The organism is Vibrio sp. QJM3NY_27, from assembly GCF_057785955.1.
In genome coordinates, this window is the sequence record NZ_CM173511.1 from 1,089,852 (window position 1) to 1,109,145 (window position 19,294).

18 protein-coding genes are annotated in these 19,294 nt (G+C 41.9%); 15 read left to right on the forward strand and 3 right to left on the reverse strand.

The genetic code is table 11. The features are described from left to right. Positions 1 to 12: 12 nt before the first annotated feature. A complete protein-coding gene (locus AC3CIA_RS04975; protein ID WP_488518626.1) occupies positions 13 to 1,383 on the forward strand; it encodes an L-serine ammonia-lyase in 1,371 nt (456 codons plus the stop codon). Positions 1,384 to 1,510: 127 nt separating this feature from the next. On the opposite strand, the gene AC3CIA_RS04980 is transcribed toward AC3CIA_RS04975, so the two are convergent. Next, positions 1,511 to 1,996: an Lrp/AsnC family transcriptional regulator gene (locus AC3CIA_RS04980; protein WP_017110015.1), complete on the reverse strand. Its 486-nt coding sequence runs from the start codon at positions 1,994 to 1,996 to the stop codon at positions 1,511 to 1,513. Between the two features lie 122 nt (positions 1,997 to 2,118). On the opposite strand from AC3CIA_RS04980, the gene AC3CIA_RS04985 reads away from it, so the two are divergent. Beyond that, the gene (locus AC3CIA_RS04985) at positions 2,119 to 2,718 is read left to right on the forward strand and encodes a LysE family translocator (protein WP_017056995.1); all 600 of its coding nucleotides are present in this window, start codon (positions 2,119 to 2,121) and stop codon (positions 2,716 to 2,718) included. 152 nt (positions 2,719 to 2,870) lie between these two features. Here AC3CIA_RS04985 and ahpF read toward each other — a convergent pair whose 3' ends face one another. Both ahpF and ahpC read right to left on the reverse strand, forming a co-directional pair. Next, a complete protein-coding gene (gene ahpF / locus AC3CIA_RS04990) occupies positions 2,871 to 4,463 on the reverse strand; it encodes an alkyl hydroperoxide reductase subunit F (protein WP_488518627.1) in 1,593 nt (530 codons plus the stop codon). 228 nt (positions 4,464 to 4,691) lie between these two features. Then, positions 4,692 to 5,249 (reverse strand): alkyl hydroperoxide reductase subunit C, encoded by a 558-nt coding sequence (gene ahpC, locus AC3CIA_RS04995; protein WP_017073520.1) that lies wholly within the window; start codon positions 5,247 to 5,249, stop codon positions 4,692 to 4,694. Between the two features lie 481 nt (positions 5,250 to 5,730). On the opposite strand from ahpC, the gene AC3CIA_RS05000 reads away from it, so the two are divergent. The 13 genes from AC3CIA_RS05000 (at position 5,731) to AC3CIA_RS05060 (ending at position 19,292) form a co-directional block, all read left to right on the forward strand. After that, entirely contained in the window at positions 5,731 to 6,222 is a 492-nt protein-coding gene (locus AC3CIA_RS05000; protein ID WP_054546732.1) for a VOC family protein, read from the forward strand. A gap of 304 nt (positions 6,223 to 6,526) precedes the next feature. Continuing rightward, entirely contained in the window at positions 6,527 to 7,903 is a 1,377-nt protein-coding gene (locus AC3CIA_RS05005; protein WP_488518628.1) for a uracil-xanthine permease family protein, read from the forward strand. Between the two features lie 348 nt (positions 7,904 to 8,251). Next, entirely contained in the window at positions 8,252 to 9,004 is a 753-nt protein-coding gene (locus AC3CIA_RS05010; RefSeq protein ID WP_372244273.1) for a hypothetical protein, read from the forward strand. Positions 9,005 to 9,080: 76 nt separating this feature from the next. Then, a complete protein-coding gene (locus AC3CIA_RS05015) occupies positions 9,081 to 10,292 on the forward strand; it encodes a hypothetical protein (RefSeq protein WP_488518629.1) in 1,212 nt (403 codons plus the stop codon). Between the two features lie 290 nt (positions 10,293 to 10,582). After that, on the forward strand, positions 10,583 to 11,035 hold the full coding sequence (locus AC3CIA_RS05020; protein WP_171309382.1) for a septal ring lytic transglycosylase RlpA family protein: 453 nt from the start codon (positions 10,583 to 10,585) through the stop codon (positions 11,033 to 11,035). Positions 11,036 to 11,239: 204 nt separating this feature from the next. After that, positions 11,240 to 12,253, forward strand: coding sequence for a manganese-dependent inorganic pyrophosphatase (locus tag AC3CIA_RS05025; RefSeq protein WP_488518630.1), 1,014 nt, complete (start codon positions 11,240 to 11,242; stop codon positions 12,251 to 12,253). Positions 12,254 to 12,680: 427 nt separating this feature from the next. Continuing rightward, positions 12,681 to 12,866, forward strand: a complete 186-nt coding sequence (locus AC3CIA_RS05030) for a hypothetical protein (RefSeq protein WP_488518631.1) — start codon at positions 12,681 to 12,683, stop codon at positions 12,864 to 12,866. 38 nt (positions 12,867 to 12,904) lie between these two features. Next, the gene (locus AC3CIA_RS05035) at positions 12,905 to 13,993 is read left to right on the forward strand and encodes a hypothetical protein (RefSeq protein WP_488518632.1); all 1,089 of its coding nucleotides are present in this window, start codon (positions 12,905 to 12,907) and stop codon (positions 13,991 to 13,993) included. Further along, positions 13,986 to 15,167: an MFS transporter gene (locus tag AC3CIA_RS05040; RefSeq protein ID WP_372221150.1), complete on the forward strand. Its 1,182-nt coding sequence runs from the start codon at positions 13,986 to 13,988 to the stop codon at positions 15,165 to 15,167. The genes AC3CIA_RS05035 and AC3CIA_RS05040 overlap by 8 nt, the downstream gene beginning before the upstream one ends. Beyond that, positions 15,154 to 16,062 (forward strand): ThiF family adenylyltransferase, encoded by a 909-nt coding sequence (locus AC3CIA_RS05045; protein WP_488518633.1) that lies wholly within the window; start codon positions 15,154 to 15,156, stop codon positions 16,060 to 16,062. Before AC3CIA_RS05040 ends, AC3CIA_RS05045 begins: the two co-directional genes overlap by 14 nt. Then, the gene (locus tag AC3CIA_RS05050) at positions 16,062 to 18,032 is read left to right on the forward strand and encodes a hypothetical protein (RefSeq protein ID WP_488518634.1); all 1,971 of its coding nucleotides are present in this window, start codon (positions 16,062 to 16,064) and stop codon (positions 18,030 to 18,032) included. Before AC3CIA_RS05045 ends, AC3CIA_RS05050 begins: the two co-directional genes overlap by 1 nt. Then, complete coding sequence (locus tag AC3CIA_RS05055; protein ID WP_488518635.1) at positions 18,019 to 18,747, forward strand: hypothetical protein; 729 nt, start codon at positions 18,019 to 18,021, stop codon at positions 18,745 to 18,747. The genes AC3CIA_RS05050 and AC3CIA_RS05055 overlap by 14 nt, the downstream gene beginning before the upstream one ends. Next, a complete protein-coding gene (locus AC3CIA_RS05060; RefSeq protein WP_488518636.1) occupies positions 18,744 to 19,292 on the forward strand; it encodes a 2OG-Fe(II) oxygenase in 549 nt (182 codons plus the stop codon). The genes AC3CIA_RS05055 and AC3CIA_RS05060 overlap by 4 nt, the downstream gene beginning before the upstream one ends. Positions 19,293 to 19,294 lie beyond the last annotated feature (2 nt).

Below are 19,294 nucleotides of genomic sequence, written 5' to 3' on the forward strand. Positions count from 1 at the left end.
ACAGGTAAATGTATGCTGTCCATTTTTGATATCTATAAAATTGGTGTTGGGCCATCAAGCTCACACACTAACGGCCCAATGATTGCGGGTTTCCATTTCACTCAATTAGTCGCGGATAAAATCACGGAAGTGGTTCGTGTTCAGGTCGATCTTTATGGTTCGTTATCGTTAACCGGAATAGGGCACCATACCGACAGAGCAACCATCTTGGGTTTGCTTGGCAATAAGCCTGATACGATTAAAATCACTAGCGCGAATGAAGCGATGCGCCTTGCTATCGACAGTGGTGAAATGCAGCTGAGTGGCCATCACACCATTGGCTTTAATTACCAAACAGACATGCTATTTCACGAAGATAATCTGCCTTTACATGAAAATGGCATGATGATTACCGCGTTCGACCAAAGTGGAAATGTGATTGTTGATGAAACCTATTACTCCATAGGTGGTGGTTTTATTGCGACCGCTGATGAACTAAAAAATGGCGCTAAAACCCAATCGGTTGAAGTCACTTATCCTTTTAAGAATGCCGATGAAATGCTGAGAAAAGCAGAAGACAGCGGTATGAGCTTGGGTGGCATGATTCTGAAAAATGAAGCGGCTTTCCAAGGCGCTGATGTTATTTCAGAAAAGGCCGATCAAATCTGGCGAGTGATGACTCGTTGTATGGAACGCGGCTTTGAAACGGAAGGCATTCTTGATGGCGGTTTGAACGTGACACGTCGTGCGCCAAACTTGTTGAAGAAGCTTGAAGCAAATGCGGCCGTTGAAAACGACCCAATGGAAATCATGGACTGGATTAACTTGTTTGCTTTTGCGGTGAGTGAAGAAAATGCAGCCGGCGGTCAAGTGGTGACATCACCCACTAATGGTGCAGCGGGCGTTATCCCTGCGGTGTTGATGTATTACCATCGCTTCATTAAAGAACTCGACACTAAGCAACTGAAAGACTTTTTGGCAGTATCGGGTGCGATTGGTATTTTATACAAAACCAATGCTTCTATTTCTGGTGCGGAAGTAGGGTGCCAAGGTGAAGTGGGCGTGTCGTCTTCTATGGCGGCAGCGGGTTTAACAGCGTTACGTGGTGGCAGCAATGAGCAGATCTGCATTGCGGCCGAAATTGCGATGGAACATTCATTGGGTATGACATGCGACCCAATTGGTGGCTTAGTACAAGTACCATGTATTGAACGAAATGCGATGGGTTCGATGAAAGCGATTAATGCTTCACGAATGGCTCTTAAACGTAATAGCAAAAGTCTGATTTCATTAGATAAAGTGATCGCGACTATGTATCAAACGGGTAAGGACATGAACAAGAAATATCGCGAAACCTCACTCGGTGGCCTTGCCCTAATTTACCTTGCAGCGCCATGTGAATAGCCATCAAACAGATTAATTAGGCTCAATATCAAAGCCCAGCATCGTTAGATTTTAAGACTCTAAGGTGGCTGGGCTTTTAAGTATCATTTTTTGTTGCAAGACGACTGCTTATCAACTGGGAGCAAGATTATTCTCCAAGAGGGAGCTTATAGCTGTTTTTCAACTCTTTAACCGAGATATTGGACTGAATCGCACTCACGCCTTTTACTCGCCTGATCGAGCTAATACGCTCAAAGTACTCTTCCAAATCTTTCGCTAGCACTTGAATCATATAGTCGGCGCCGCCTGCAATGCAGTGACACATAGGAATCCAATCGGTTACTTCGACAAACTCTTCAAACGGTTCTGTGTTTTCTACTTCATGGTTACCTAAGGTCACAAGAGTAAAGCCAGCTACATGAAAACCAAGCTTTTTGCGGTTTAGCTTCGCTGCGTAACCATCGATGTAACCCGTCTCTTCCATGCGTTTCCAACGGCGCCAACATGGGGTTTCGCTGAGGTTCACTTTCTCTGCGAGCTTACTGTTGCTCATGCGTCCGTCTTGTTGGATATGTTCTAAGATGGCGATATCTGTGTCATCTAACACTTCTTTGGTGGATTCTTTCTGTTTCATGGCTATTTTAGAAAAGTCTTGCTCAAATTTGGATTAATATTAGCCTATATAGCAATTTAATTCCTAGTCGAATCTGTAAACTCTCTCCCTATATATACTTTACTTATTAGGAGTGAGAGGAAATGAGCTCTCAATTAATGCTGGCGTTCTTGCTATTTTCAACATCAATTGCAATTACCCCTGGGGCAGGCAATATCGCATTACTTGGGATTTCAAGTCGTTATGGGTTTGCTGCGACTTTACCTTTTATCTCTGGAAACGCTGTTGGCATCATCATCGTACTGGCGGGTTCCAGTGTCGGTTTGGTGAGCTTATTTACCCTTTACCCAGAGCTGTACAACATTTTGAAATACGCGGGCGCAGCTTATTTGCTGTTCATGGCGTGGTCGATTGCTAACATGCAAATCGAAGAAAGCACCACCGACAATCGCTCGGGCTTTATGTCAGGCGTGTTGGTGCAGGTGTTGAACCCTAAAGGTTGGATTGCTTCATTAACTGTGTTTTCACAGTTCATCACCCCGAATGCCGATTACTTGATTCAAGTGGTGACCATTATCGCGGGTATGGTTATTACCGGTGTACCGTGCATGTTGGTGTGGGCGTACTGTGGAACGATGCTTAAAAAATTACTTCAATCACCAAAACAGATGATGTTTGTGAACCGTTGCTTGGGTGGAAGTCTTGCGCTTGTTGTTGCTTTCATGCTTTATCAACCGGCATAGATCAGAAAGAAAAAAACCACTCCTAAATCCATAGGAGTGGTGTCTAAATGTCGACTAAGTCGTTAACAGTAAAGAATTAAGTTAACAAATATTTAAGGAACTTGAGTTAAAAGCTTTTATGCCTAGAAGCTTTTAAGTTTTAAGTTTTAAGATTAAGCGGTTTCAGCCTCTTTAACTGGAGCTGAGTTACGGATTAGGTGGTCAAATGCACCTAAGCTTGCTTTCGCACCTTCACCCATCGCAATGATGATCTGTTTGTAAGGTACGGTCGTTACATCACCCGCCGCAAACACACCTTTCATTGATGTAGCGCCATGAGCGTTAATTTCAATTTCACCGCGTGGTGACAGCTCAACTTTTGAACCCTTCAACCATTCGCTGTTTGGCATCAGGCCTATTTGAACAAAGATACCCGCTAGTTCGATCTGTTTAAGTTCATCGGTGTTGCGGTCTTTGTATTCCAGACCGGTAACACGGTTGCCATCACCAATCACTTGTGTGGTTTGAGCCATCTTGATGATTTCGATGTTTGGTGTTGCGTTCGCTTTGTCGATAAGCACTTGGTCGGCACGCAGTGTGTCTGCAAATTCAAGTACGGTTACGTGTTCAACGATACCCGCTAAATCGATCGCCGCTTCGATACCTGAGTTACCGCCACCAATAACTGCTGTTTTCTTGCCTTTGAATAAAGGACCGTCACAGTGTGGGCAGTAAGCGACGCCTTTATTACGGTAATCTTGCTCACCCGGAACGTTCATTTCACGCCAGCGAGCACCCGTACTGGTGATGACTGTGCGAGATCGTAATGTTGCACCGCTCTCTAGCTCAACGTGGATGTAGCCGTCTTCTGTGTCTTCGGCCGCAATGATGTTCGCAGCGCGCTGCTCAGTCATTATCTCAACACCGTACTCTTTTACGTGCTCTTCAAGGCTAGCTACTAGCTTAGGACCGGTCGTCTCTTTCACTGAGATAAAGTTCTCAATCGCCATGGTATCCATCACTTGACCACCGAATCGATCAGCAACCACACCTGTGCGAATGCCTTTACGTGCCGCATAAATTGCCGCCGAAGAACCCGCAGGGCCGCCGCCTACAATCAATACATCAAACGGTGCTTGTTCGTTTAGGTTGGCTGCTTTCTTTTCTGCTGCGCCTGAATCGACTTTGTTGAGGATTTCAGCCAGTGACATGCGGCCTTGACCAAATAGCTCACCGTTAATGAATACGCTTGGTACCGCCATGATATCGCGAGACTTCACTTCTTCTTGGAACGCTGCGCCATCAATCATGGTTGTCTTAATAAGCGGGTTAATCGCCGACATCATGTTGAATGCTTGAACCACTTCTGGACAGTTTTGGCACGATAGCGAAATGAAAATCTCAACATTAAGTTCTTGATCGAGTTCTTTAATTTGCTCGATTACGTCAGCTTCAAGCTTGATAGGGTGACCACCGCTATGAAGCAGTGCGAGTACCAGTGACGTGAACTCGTGACCCATTGGTAAACCTGCGAAACCGATCGCAGTGCCTTTTTCTTGGTTAACGACCTGCATGATAGGGCGGCGAGTGCTTGCGCTATCATCACGAATTACTTCAATTTTATCGGTGAGAGAGGCGATATCATTCGCCAGATCTTGAAGTTTGTTCGCGGTATCACTGCTATCAAGGCTCAGCACTAACTGAACATTGGTTTTTAGGTTTTCTAGGTATGCTTTTAGCTGCTGCTTCATTGCTTGATCTAACATAATCGTGCCTGCTCTTAAATTCGGTGTCTTGGTATTGACCAATACCTTCTTGCTGAAAAAGGAAAATAAAAAGGGGGCGCAAGTCGGCAAATATTGTGGTGTTGATGGCTTGAAAGGGTGGCGCGCAACTGCCCTTTAGGAGGGAGGCCGAAGCGCGCCTGTAGAACCGTTTAACTGTTCTGTTTTACTTGTTCTTTCTTAGCAGTTCTTGTTTGAACTAGGCTTTGATTAAATCTTGCCTACTAGGTCTAGAGATGGCGCTAGAGTCTCTTCGCCTTCTTTCCATTTAGCTGGGCAAACTTCACCTGGGTGAGCGGCTACGTATTGTGCTGCTTTAACCTTGCGTAGTAGGTCTTCAGCGTCACGGCCAATACCTTCAGCCGTGATTTCCATTGCTTGGATAACGCCTTCTGGGTCGATTAGGAAAGTTGCACGGTCTGCAAGGCCTTGACCTTCACGCATAACGTTGAAGTTGTTTGTGATGTTGCCTGTTTGGTCGCCTACCATGAAGTATTCGATAGTGCCGATTTTGTCAGAAGTATCGTGCCATGCTTTGTGAGAGAAGTGCGTGTCAGTTGATACTGAGAAAACTTCTACGCCGCGAGATTGAAGCTCTGCGTATTTGTCTTGTAGGTCAACCAGCTCAGTTGGACATACAAACGTGAAGTCTGCTGGGTAGAAGAAGAATACAGCCCACTTGCCTTTAACGTCTTGCTCAGTGATTTCTACGAACTCGCCGCTTTTGAATGCTGTTGCGTTGAATGGTTTGATTTCTGTGTTGATCATGATTCGACTCTCTTTCTAATTTGTAGTGTTTAACGCTATCCCGCGTCGATGGAGATATATTGCATTCGCACCGGAAATTAGTGAAATCGGACATTTCTATAGATTCAATAGGCAAATCCTATCTTTGAAAGAACAAGGCTATCGATAAAAGCTATCAACAAGAATTATCAACAGAACTTATCAACAAAAACTATCAAAGTGGGCAGGGCTCTATTTGGGTAGCTATGCTCTTTAGGTTGTTATCTATTTAGGCTTATCTCTATTCGCGCAAACATCTATTCACGTAAATATCTATGTAGGCATGGCTTCTTTAAGTGAGAGGAGGTTTCATGCTAATTGGTAAATAACGAAATATTATCATTAATATAATTTATGATAATTTCAGTTAATCACGGTCTCTCCCTATACTCTCTTCATCGAAACGAAACATCGAAGCCAGTCTTCGAAACGCACAGAATTAAAAACGAATTTGGAGCAAGTTATGAAAATGAACCACGTAGGCCTAATGGTTGGCGATATGGACAAAGCAGTTGAGTTTTACACGAAAGCTTTAGGTCTAAGAATCGTAATGAACAACACCAAAGTGATGGAAGAGCGCGAATCAGCAATCGGCCGCATGTGTATCGCGGTATTTGGTGAAGGCTTCAAAGGCTTCAACATTGCTCACCTAGTAACGTCTGATGGTATTGGTGTTGAGCTGTTCGAAATGAAAGATCGCCAAGAGCGTCACGAAGTTGATTTCTCTCGCTTAGGCATCTTCCACTTCTGTCTACAGCTTCCAAAAGAGCAGTTTCATTCAGCTATTAAGCGCGTTGAAGAGTATGGCGGAAAGGTTCGTATGGACATCATGCGTTACCACCCAGAAGATGAACTAAAACAAGCACAAATGGTTTACCTAGAAGACCCGTTTGGCAACCTATTCGAATTTTACTCGCACACATACGAAGATACGTACGCGACTGATTACGAGTAATAGCGTTACTGCCTTCTATAGGTAGAAAAATTGAAACACCCCCTAAAGAGGATTGGTAGAGATACCAATCCTTTTTTTGTGTCTGCGGTATAGGGTTAGAAGTTACAGATAAGCCAGAGCAAGTGAGTGCTTTGTATGTTCTCGGTTGCACTAAAACAAACCGACAGTGTTGCTCTATAGTGCAGCATTGGCTTGAGCGAAAGCTTAACTGATTGATAAGTATAATGTTAAACCATTGGCATATATGTTGCTCTATTGCCTTTATGTAAATTGTATACAATAAAAAATACATAAAGGAAGTCACATGGAACAGAACAGTGAATTGATCTACGGATTAGACGATCGACCATCAGTCAAAGCAGCCAGTTACGCGGCGCTGCAGCATGTATTAGCCAGCTTTGTCGGCATTATCACACCCACGCTCATTATTGGCGGTGTCTTAGGATTGGGTGAACACATCCCTTATTTGATCAGCATGGCACTGATGGTGTCTGGGGTTGGTACCTTCATCCAAGCTAGAAAAATAGGGCCAGTTGGTGCAGGGATGATCTGTGTCCAAGGAACCAGCTTTGCGTTCTTAGGTTCCGTACTAGGCGCGGGTTTTCTTGTGAAAGCGAATGGAGGCGGGCCGGATGAAATGCTCGCCACGATTTTCGGTGTCTGTTTCTTCGGTGCATTTGTTGAAATCGTCCTATCGCGCTTTATCGAAAAACTCAAAGTCGTTATCACACCTGTTGTTACCGGCATCGTTATCACGACGATTGGTGTTTCTTTGATTAAAGTTGGCGTCACTGATATCGCTGGTGGTGTTGGCGCAGAAGATTTTGGCTCTGGAAGTAACCTGATGCTGGGTGCGATTGTTCTCGGAACCATAGTGGCACTTAACCTAAGCAACAACACCATGGTAAGGCTGTCGTCGATTTTGGTCGGTCTGGTTGTCGGGTGGGGCGTTGCTATTCTGATGGGCAAAGCGCCAATGGTTTCTTTTGCCTCTCAACCGCTATTGAGTATTCCTGTTCCGTTTAAATATGGTTTCGCTTTTGATTGGCAAGCCTTCCTACCTATTGCGTTTATCTACTTGATTACCGTTATCGAAACAACCGGTGACCTTACCGCTAACAGCATGTTTTCAGGCCAACCAGTTAAGGGGCCAAAATACATCAATCGACTCAAGGCGGGCGTGCTAGGTGACGGTGTGAACTCGCTTATCGCCGCGGTATTCAACACTTTTCCGAATACGACTTTCAGCCAGAACAATGGTGTGATTCATTTTACCGGAATCGCGAGCCGCTACATTGGCTACTTCATCGCGGCAATTCTTTTTCTATTAGGGCTATTTCCTATCTTAGGCGCGGTATTAATGACGATTCCAAAGCCAGTATTAGGCGGGGCGACATTGGTGATGTTCGGTACGGTTGCCGCAGCGGGCATCAAGATTATCGCTAGTGAGAAGCTGGATCGCCGCAGAATCATGACGATTGCTATCTCACTAGGTTTAGGGCCTGGGGTCATGCTGGTACCGGATTTATTGAAAGAAGCACCTAAGCTAGTACAAAGCATATTTGGCTCACCAGTAACGATGTCGGGTGTTGCTGCTCTGGTGATTACTGGGTTGATGTCTCTGGTTCCAGAAAACAAAACCAAGCCTGTGGCAAGTTCGGTACAAACCAGTAAAGCGTAACTTATACAGCTGCGAAGAAGCGTACGTGACTGATTATGAGTAATAGCGTTATCTATCTACCATAGGCAGAAAAACGAAACATCCCTAAATGAGGATTGGTAGAGATACCAATTCTTTTTTGTGTTTGGTTAATATTAGGGAGAAGCATTTTGAGGGCAGGGTTCGTTCAAATGGTTGCTTTTGTATTGTATGGCTGGGAAGTTATTTTTGACACTTTCAACTGGTTAAGAGTTTTTGTTTCTAGATTAAGGAAATGGCTTAGAAAGTAGAAGAGCAATGGCAACTAACCAAAATATCAATATCGAACTAAACTTCCTTAACGTCATTGGGTTAAGGGGGGAGTGTCTAATGAGAAGAGAATTTGAGCGGTGGATGGTCAAACAAGAGCGTAAAAAGCCAAATACTTCTTACCAATATGCTCAGGCTATCGAGAAAGTATCAAATCATTATTCGACACATACTCAGCAGAATATTGATTTATATAGAATTCTAGATACTGAGCTTTTATGGAACATTAAAGAAGATTATTCCATGCACGGGAAGTTTAGCGAGTTCGGTGGGAAAGGAAATGGGACGATTAGAAATGCTGTGGCCACTTATTACAGATATAGAATGGAGCGGGCAGTAAACTCATCTTTACCTAAAGATATTGAGGAAGAGGATAACTCGACATCATCTGATTGTGAGAATAGCGATACTTCGGACGATAAGTATTTCAATTTATCTTATGAGCGTGATTTACAATCATCAATGGTTCTTCAAATCGATTCTCTTTTCCCAGAATATCAAATATATGGTGGTGATACTTTAGAAGGTGTGGAGTTTGCCATTAATGGAAAAAGAATAGATATTCTTTTAGAGCATCAATTAGACAAGACATTTTTAGCTCTAGAATTAAAAGCAGGAATAGCTGATTTTAAAGTGTTTGGTCAAGTCGCGATGTATCTAGGGTTACTAGAAGAAAGATTTCCTGACCGGATCTGTAAAGGAGTGATTGTCTGTGGTCAAGTCGATGAGTCATTAGCTTTTGCTTGTAAAATGAGTAATAGGGTCGCTTTAAAACAATATGAAATGCAACTTGTACTAAATGATTATAAATAGGGCTCCATTTAAATATTTAAGACATTTTCATATATTCGACTTAGCTTAGTTTAGGTATCAAACTTGAGGGAAGGATATGAATACTGGCTACTCCCCGATTGTTGTTGCTCCTGATAATAGCACCTCTGTTCTCCAGCGAGTCAATATCCTGGATAATAGCTATTACAATGAAAGGTGGCTCCAAGAATTGATATTCAATAATGAGCGATTACTACCTCTTTATGAGGTTGAACCTGATTACATAGGTGCTTTCCCAGTATGCATGGAGTTACCTACACGTTCCGGCAGGATTGACTGTCTACATGTTACTAGTACCGGACGATTAGTTATAACTGAAGTAAAGTTATATCGGAATCCAGAATCAAGGCGAGAAGTTATGGGGCAGATTCTGGATTATGCGAAAGATCTTGTGTCTATGGATTATATGATGCTCGATGAGAGTATTAAAAAAAGCACAAACGGCCGTTCCCTCTATGATTTCGCTTGTGAAATCGACTCTCAGATATCCGAAGCCAATTTCGTTGATGCTGTACAACGTAATTTAAAACGAGGGCGTTTTCTTTTACTAATTGTCGGTGATGGAATCCGAGAAGAAGCATTTGATATCAAGAAATTTTTAAACCAAAACGCATCAATGGAATTTGTATTTGCGATGGTTGAAATGCGTGTATTTCATATGAATGACAAGCATTTTCTTGTGCAACCGGAGGTTTTACATAAAACGAATATAATTCAAAGGCATGTTATCTCCATAGAAAATCACTCAAGTGACCATGTAGTAGAACTTATCGAGGATGCCCCTGCTCAAGACTCTCCATCAATGCAGAAAGCCAAAGATCGTTCTGAACTTAATGCAACATTCTGGCGTGTATTTCTCGATAACATCAAACTAAATGATAAGACTCAACCTCTTCCTACTACGTCAACCCAAAGCCATCTCTACTTTCAGTTACCGCCTTCGACTTCAGTTAGTTGGATTACAGTATATAAGTTTGATAATCGAGAGGTTGGTGTATTTGTCCGTTTCGCTAAAAGCCCTCAAGGAGAGAAGCTTTATCAAGATATACAATTAGCCAAGAGTTTTTTTCAAGAGTCATTAATGGGAGAGGCGGTTTGGATAGATGCAGAGCGAAAAATCGTCTTACCCAAGATGAAGATCAACTTAAAAGACCGTGGTAATTGGAAAGAAGCTCATGAATATTATCAGACTCAACTCAATATTTTGATTGATGAATTGAGGCCTCTTCTTAAGCGTATGGTATTTGATGACAATTTTGACTCCGACTAAACTGAGCGCCATTCTAATTATTCAAATGAAAAAGGATTGGTAGAGATACCAATCCTTTTTTGTATTTGGATACTTGGCTGAGTGACTTATCCATATGAAGTGATTAAGAAAGATACAGATTTAAGGCATGTTAAAGTTGACGTTTTGAAGATAAAACCTTTCAGGAATATGACGGAAGAAATCATCGTTCATGAAAACATTGGTAAATCATACCGAATGGCAGCCTTGACTGAGTAGCGACTATACTCAGAAACATACGGCTGACCCAACAACAACGAAAACAGAGAAACATGCAGAGATTAGCTCACCCAAATCACATGAAAAAATCACATATTATCTTTACCGCTCTTATTCTTATGATACTAGCCGGATGTACCTCAACGTCGGCTGTCGGCAGTTCTAAAACAAAGGAATATGCCAAGTCACATGCTCTTGCTGGTAAAGCTTCTTGGTATGGCGATAAATTCCATGGAAGGCTCACAGCAAGTGGTGAGACGTATAATATGAATGCGAATACTGCGGCTCATAAAACCTTGCCATTCGGCACTATCGTGAGAGTGACCAATACAAACAATAATAAGTCTGTCGATGTGAAAATTAACGATCGAGGCCCTTATGTAAAAGGCCGCGTTATCGATCTTTCGCACAAGGCGTTTGCAAGAATCGGCAATGTTAAGCAAGGAACCGTGCCTGTCAAAATCGAGATTATTGATGACAGCAATACCTTTAGGTACAAACACTAATTGTCTCTAAACCTGTACTGGTTTGTGAAACTCAAAGGATTGGTAGAGATACCGATCCTTTTTTGTTTTTTGGGCAAACCTAACGAGATCCAAATTACATTTCGTTACTTACTGAAGTAAATCTGAAACATCGCTGACATGGTTTTGAAATTTTTAATAGCTAGCTTATTGGGTTCTAAAACGAATCCAGAAAAGGAAATACCCGTGAAGCTAACACCTGTCGTTGCTGCCGTAATTATGTCTTTCAGTTCAGCAAGTTTTGCTTTCAGCTTGCAGCAATCTGCCAATGAAAACAGTGAAGATCTCGTATGGACGGGGCACCTTAGCCCAGACAGCGACACGGTAATTTCTGCGATGCTCGCGGCTCATATTTATGGTGGTACGGCGACAGTGCCTGAGCCTATCAACCCTGAATCGACGTTTATCTTGAACTACTGTAATGCAGAATCGCCACGAGTAGAGACAGATTACTCTCCATATAGAGTAGGGCTGGTGGACTTCAACCAAGTGACTCAACTAGCGCCAACCATCGACCAAGCATCTATTGTTGCTGTGGTCGATCACCATGCGATTGGTGGCTCACCGATTAATACGCCACAAATTGTTGAGATGGATATTCGAGGCTGGGGATCGGCTGCAACTATTCTGGCTGACAACGCTGAAAAGCTTGATGTGACTTTACCTAAGCACCTTGCTTGTGTCGGCTTAGGCGCGATTCTTTCTGATACCGTGGTGTTCCAATCATCAACCACCACTGAACACGATCGTGAATACGCAGAGAAACTGGCAAAGGTTGCAGGCATTTCAGACATCGAAGACTTCGGTCAACAGATGTTGATTGCTAAATCAGACCTTAGCCACCTTTCATCTGAAACCATCCTGACACTGGACTACAAGAACTTTAAGTACGGTGGCAAACAAGTGGGCATCGGCGTTGCTGAAACACTAACCGCTCAACAACTGATTGACCGTAAAGATGAGCTTTTGGCAGCGATGAAGTCTTATAAAGAAGAGAACGGCTTAGATCATCTGTTCTTCTCAATCACAGACACTAAGAACAAAGAAGCTAATTTACTGTGGGTGGACGAAAGCGATTATCAAGTCATCAAGTCGGCTTTCAACGCTGAACCAACAGGCGATATGTTAACTCTGGAAGGCGTCACTTCTCGCAAGCGCCAGATTGGCCCTGCGGTGCAGAAGGCAATTGAGAGCTTGTAAGTAGAAAGAGAATTTTGGAAGGGATTGGTAGAGATACCAATCCCTTTTTTGTTTTGGGACTGAATTGGATTTGGACATAAACGTGACAGAGTAAATGCTCTAATCCATGTGCCTACTATCATTAATTATTATCAGTCAGCTCTTAATTTTTTCCGATAACTGAAGAGCAGCCTCTATCTTTCCCCCCCCCCAAAAAAAAATATTTTATCGTATTTTCAACAATTTAGAATTAACGGCAAGCGACCATATCAGTCTTGAGTGAAAAAATATACAATTGTGTGCATATCTGTTAATTTTTTATTAAATTTGTTAGCCAAATCAGAAAGTTAACAATAATCCATATATTCAAGAAAAACAATTGATATTCTGAATGGGAATGCGTCTTATTGGCAAAATTCAAACTTTAATTAAATAAAAGGAATTTCTCATGATTGATAAGAAAAATGAAGTGTTGAAAAAAATAGAAGCTCGCCTTGCCGAGAAGAAAAAAGAGTCTCCTGAACAATCTTCTGGTCAGCCTGCTTTAACAAACCGCACTGCGTTAACAAACCGTACTGCATTAACAAACCGTACTGCGTTAACAAACCGTACTGCGTTAACAAACCGTACTTAATGAAGCAGGTAGTGAGGGAACATCCCTCACTATTACTTATGAAAAATATCAACCTTCAAACAGACTATTTCGATCCAACCCTTAGAAATAGACAAGACAAATTCACGCTTGAGGTGATCAAGCTTGCAGGTACTAGTCTCTACTCAGTAGTTGATTTGAAATCATCAGAATCCAAACATGAACTCTCCATTAAAGAGTCAGTTAAACCGATCCTTACCATTGAAGATGTCTATCAGATTCTAGAGCTAAATAGAGCTGTATTGGACACGTTTTTCATCGAATTTGAGAAACCAAAATCTGACAGCATCAGCATGTTTATTCCTGTTGAAATGGTTCCATTTTCTAATCTATTAAGCTCCGCTAAGTTTGCAATCTACGCTAAAGGGCTTGGCCCATTTAACATCTCCGGTATGGTTCTGGTGCCAAACCTAAGTCACATTTGTTGGTCTTCGATTGAGCCATTTACTATAAAACTGGTAATCGAACCAAGTGCAGATAGAGCTCTAGCTATGTTCAAAAATGGTGAAATAGACCTCACATGTCCTTATCAGTTTGACCTTGATACTCGCTCTGGTAACAGTCTAACAGTACAGACTCCCCTTCGAATGGCTGCTCATACCTTTGGAATTCCTCACTCAAAGCGCTCCGTTATTCAAGCACTGAACTTGTCAGCACGAACAAGCACCGCTAGCTATTCTGGAGAATGCGTTGTTTCATACAATCCATACTATCCAAATCATTTGTTTGCGAAATCTGTATGTGAAGTATTTGGGTCTAGGGCAAAGTTAAAGCAAATTGAGTATATGGCTTCCAGAGATCAAGTCTGTGGCGCATTTGTCTATCCGTCACCTGTAGTACAAGGGGTGCCATTTGAGTTTGAATACATTACTTACTTTGACGAAGGTACCCGAGAAATCATGTGGGACTCTTATCTGAGTTATCTGAGTGACCAACTGGAAACCTTTGAGTGGACTGATAGTGAGCTAGATAGAACGGTATATGAATCCCTAGTACAGGGAGAGTGGTTAACAGCAAAAGTGTTATACAGGAAGTCGTTGAAGACGGCTGTGACGAGCTTATTTACAGAATTAAGAGCATTTGATTTAAGAGGCCTCAAATATGATTAAACTCCCTTTAATATATATCTATAACGCGTTGTCAAGCGCGCTATTTTATAGGGGTATATTCATTATCTATCTATTAGATAATGGCTTAGACATGACGCAAGTTGGAATTTTACAATCACTTTTGTTTTGGACTATGGTGGTAGTTGAGGTTCCATCTGGATATTTTGCTGACCGATATGGGCGGAAAAAGTCTCTAATGGTGTCTTCCATATTACTGGTTTTATCAGCGGTGGGAATGCTTTTCTCTAACCAATTCTACTTCTTCGCCCTAGTGTTCATCTTGGAAGCACTAGCGCTATCATTTAACTCTGGTGCTGGAGAAGCGCTGCTGTTTAGTTTTTTGAAAGCAAATGGTCAGGAAGATAAATATTTAAAGCATCGTAGTAGAATTTCTGCAATATCATCAATGGTTTTGGGTGTAGCTATCGGACTTGGTGGATGGCTTCAAAAAATAAATTTCGAATGGGTCTACATTGCTACAATTATCTGCGTTTCAGCCTCCTTTATTTCTATTGCGGCATTCAACTATGAATCGGGTGGTACCACTGAAGAAAGTGAGCAACAAGAAACACCTTCCATTCTTAAGGTCTTTTCAAATGGAGGGTTAACGCTAAACATATTGCTGCTGATGATAGGACTCGTCACAGTAGAAGCATCGATGACAATGATCTTTATGTATGGTCAGTTTGTTCTTCCAACCAAGGGAATATCTACGGAGTATATTGCGCTTACATATTCTATTCTACAATTCCTAACCGCGGGTGTTTATCTATCAAGTAACTTCCTGACTAATAGATTTGGATTCCGTCCAGTCGTAATTAGTAGCTTACTGCTAACCAGCATTATCTATGTTTGTTTTATTGAAAGCGCGGGGCTCCTTTCGGTCTCTCTCTTTTTAATGCTCATAATGGTTCCTGAAATCATTTGCCTTCCTTTAGAGGACTATTTTCAGACATTCCTGCCTGAAGAAAAAAGGGCAACATTACTATCCTCTAAGTCCATGCTCACAAGCCTGATCACTACCTGTAACTATCTGGTTTTTGGTTGGATGTTCACCATGTATTCAGTCGATACCACATTGTATACAGCCTTCGCATACCTGTTGATCGCCATACTATTTGTACTTGCAGTTATTTACATCGAGAGGAAGTCAGCCGCTTATGCTCATGTTTAATCTAGGATCGCTCTATTCACATTCTGATGGGGTAACATCAATCACTTTGGATGACGTAACAGTTTCTTTTGACGATGCACGTCGAGAGTTGCTGAACCTTGTTGGTACAAGGCAACCCGTGAGTAGCAATATAATATCTCAAGAGCAAGCGATAGAGTTATGCGAGCTAAACTTTCTGGTCCCACATAAAGCTGCTCGATTTGAGCAAACAAGGTATCAAAAACTGAGTGACTATATAGACTCGAAGTTCAATGATGATGCTTTCGATAACATTCAGAAAGCAAAAATTCTCCTAGTGGGCTGTGGTGGAGTCGGTGCAGAAGTGTCGCTTCATCTCGCTGCAGCGGGTGTGGGTGAGTTAGTTTTGGTTGACTTCGACACTGTAGCTCTACATAACCTAAACAGACAATACCTATATCGAGAGCATATGGTTGGTCAGCCTAAAGTTCAACAACTCGCTCTTCAGTTGAAGGATTTCAACCCATCGACAACTATCTCTCAGAAAACTATGCAGATCGAATCTGACTTTCCGTTTGAGAATGAATGTGATGTGCCAGAAGTTGACCTAATCGTTTGTGCTGCTGATTCTCCGCCACTCGCTATCGCCCGATATCTGTTAACGGAAAGCTTACACAGTGATACTCCTATTGTCTTTGGAGGTGTCGGGCTAAATCACGGTAACTGTGGTCCACTACTAATCTCAGAAGACAGCAAATTGGAACAACTAGCAGACACGCAACAATTGTTAGATACCTTAGGCGAAATAGGTAGCGTATTTTCAGCATCTTATGGTCCTTCGAACTCTATTACCTCAGGCTATATATCTGACTTGATTATCCAGTTCCTAGCTGGTGAGATTAATGAAGACCAAGCTTTAAGAAGAATTCAATTCTGATGGAAAAGTTTCATCTAGAAAATGACGGTAGGAGTCATGGATTCATTTTTGAATACCGAAATGCTGTTGGGTTAAGTGGATTACCGCACATTCATGAGCATCTATTTTTGGGACATTCTAAAACCAAAAGTTCAAGGACGTACCTTGATGTGCCGAAAGAAAACAAATGTACATATTTTAACGCAATAACTGGCCCTAAGTGCACTTCATTCAGCTTTGCTTCTGACAGCATTGAAAGTGCGGAGAATGCATACCGAAACTTGTTAGAAAACACTGAAACTATAAGGATCGATCAAGAGTTTATTCATGCCGAAGTCATGGGGCTAGGTCAAAACTTGGACGTGCACGGAGTAATATTCAACGAACTTGCTGATACTCTTTCAAATCCCAAGCAAAGACCTAGAAGTATCTTTATAGATAAGTTGTTTAATGGACACATAACCGAGCCAAGTGGGGACTTGGTAGCATTAGCAAGAACGTCAATCTCTGACATCGGGCGCAGTTTTGAATCGGCATTTGGTAGTTCTCCACATAGATTCCTAACTTTTGGAAATTTCTCGATTGAGGACTTTGAGCCTCAAAAAGTTAGACCAAAGGCGATGGATTTCGATTATTCCAAGTATTACGCTGCAGCACATCTGAAATCGTGGACTGGTGAAAAAGCACTTCACTTTTGCGCTTATAACATCGTGTACCAGCCCCTTGATGAAATTACATCTGTGATTTTAGAAGGTGTGGTAATGAACGCACTACTTGACGCAGTCCCCAATTACGAGTTTGAAGTTGTTAGTGAAACCGCAGGAAAACTAACTTTGATAGTTAACAGTTATTTCGAGAACGATACCTATAGACTGGTACAAACCTTGGTGACCAAAATTGAAAGACACTTGATGTCAATGCGAATGCACTTTCTTCAAATGTCTGATCTAGAGTACATGTTACAAAAAACAGTTAGTTGCTCTGGTTCTTATTTCCAGATCGACACGCTGAGGAAGCTTTCTTCATCACCTAAGTACACAGTATGGGAGCATATCAGTAGTTTTCTAGATTCTTATCAAATAGGGTACACGGGATGTTCCCACACTTTTAAACCAGGTCTAACTCACAGCGATATCGCTGAAGCACTGTTTGAAAACATCGAGAATCTTGATTGCGATGAATCAATATCTACAGTGTCTACATCGTTACCAAAGCTATCCGCGCATAAAGAGACAACTCTGTGGATGCCTTCTAGGTTCGATCAAGCCGGAGTGATTTCTAATGAATTAGCTTTCAACGTGCACCTCAAAGTTCAAGAAGATGTAAGAGAGTTAATGAATTATGTTTACGAACCTAATTTTTGGTGTGGTGGGGTTGTACTTCTATGCCAAAACACAAATTTGTTCTTGGGATTAAAGAGCCCCAATACATCTGATGTGGAGCGTACAGTAAACGTAATTGACCTTGTTAACACGCACCATCTGGCTTTAGGCGATATGCGTATTCGGCGCACGCCTGACATTGACGGTTATCCTATAGTAAACGACGAAACCGGGGCTAATTATGGCGCATTGTGCGAAGAGTTTGACAAATACAAGTTGAACTTATTATTGCGAATTCTAGCTCTTAATCATCAGCATGATATCCGGTTAAGCGGGAAGGGTTATAACTTTGATGCATGGTATGATTTTTTTACAGATCGAATAGTTATTCAATCTCAGGGTTTGGATATTTTTTTGAGCTACGTCAGAACGCAAGAGTTCTGTCCCTTAAGATTTAAACTTAGTGATTACTGTACATCCGCTATAAATCATTTCGACCACTACTACTTGAACTTTGGTAGAGGCTTTAGGAGTGCGCTATTAGAAATAAGCGGTATCACGGAATCAAGCGTACATGAAGAGCTTAAAAGAATCACGGAAGAGGAGCTCGTGAGTATTTACGCAGAAGTCAAAGCTGAATTGTTAAAGGCGCTAGATGAACATGATTGAGTATAATGTATCAGATTTTGATCCTGCCAACGTTGATTTGAACAGCCCCTTTATTGTCAGGTCTTATGGGGCAGATTGGTTAATAAGAGAAATTCTTACCTTCGAAAGCCTTGAAAGCGCGTTTAAAAATGTGGTCGTGCCTCAAACTGATATGGTAGATAAAACCGTTTTCTCGGCCACTATCAGAGAGTTTTTTGAACGAAATAGATCCGGTAGTAATACGTACATACAGAACTGGCAGTTCCTACTCGATTTACCTGAACTCGCTGACACATTTGCTGTACCTGAACAATTTAGGTGCTTTCTCGATGAATTTTCTCTCAATGAACACATCGCGTTGGAAGGCTCATTGCTACTAAGCTGGGCATTTATAGGACTGAAAGGGAGTCACACAACACTTCACCAAGATGTGGCAGAAACATGCGCATGGAATGTCTCTCTTTCTGGAAGAAAATCATGGGACTTCTATAGCCCGGAATTTAACCCTCTATCAGATAAAGATACTCCAATTACGTGTATACAAAATCCTTGCGATCTCATATACACACCAGCGAACTGGTGGCACAGTGTCGAAAACCTTGAGGCTTCCATAAGTATTACACAAAACTTCATTAGGCCGGAGAATCTGTCTAGCTTCGGTAAGTTCATCAAAGCAAACTTTGATGAGCTTACTTCCTCATTAATTGAAGAACGAGAACCAAAGGTATTTGCATGAAAGTAAGGGAACTATTTGTTGAAGACTCCACAGTATTTGTGGTTGATGGATTAATGGATGAGATGTCCATAGATGACTTTTATACTGCTATATCCAAACAGGGCTTCTTTCGACAAGAACGAGACTCTGACCAAGATGAATACCCGATATTTAGTTTTGATTTCGAACCAGAAGAATTTAGTTCCTCCGATAAAGTTGGCATTATAGCTACTGAGTTAGTGCACTCTTATTTTCATGAGAACTTGTACCTTCAAAGGGCCTACGTGAACCTATGTCACTATGGTGATATGGAGTATCCACATAGAGACTGTGAGTTAGGAGAGAAAGCAGTAACCGCGCTATACTATCCCATGACATCATGGACTAAAGAATGGGGAGGGGAAACGATATTCTATGAAGATGGTGAGTCGAAATATGCCATTTCCCCCAAACCAGGGAGATTCGTGATCTTCAGCGGTGAACTCGAACACATGGGAACACTACCAACACGCATCTGCTCCCAAAGCCGATACACGGTTGCACTTAAGTTTAAAATTAAGCGATAGTG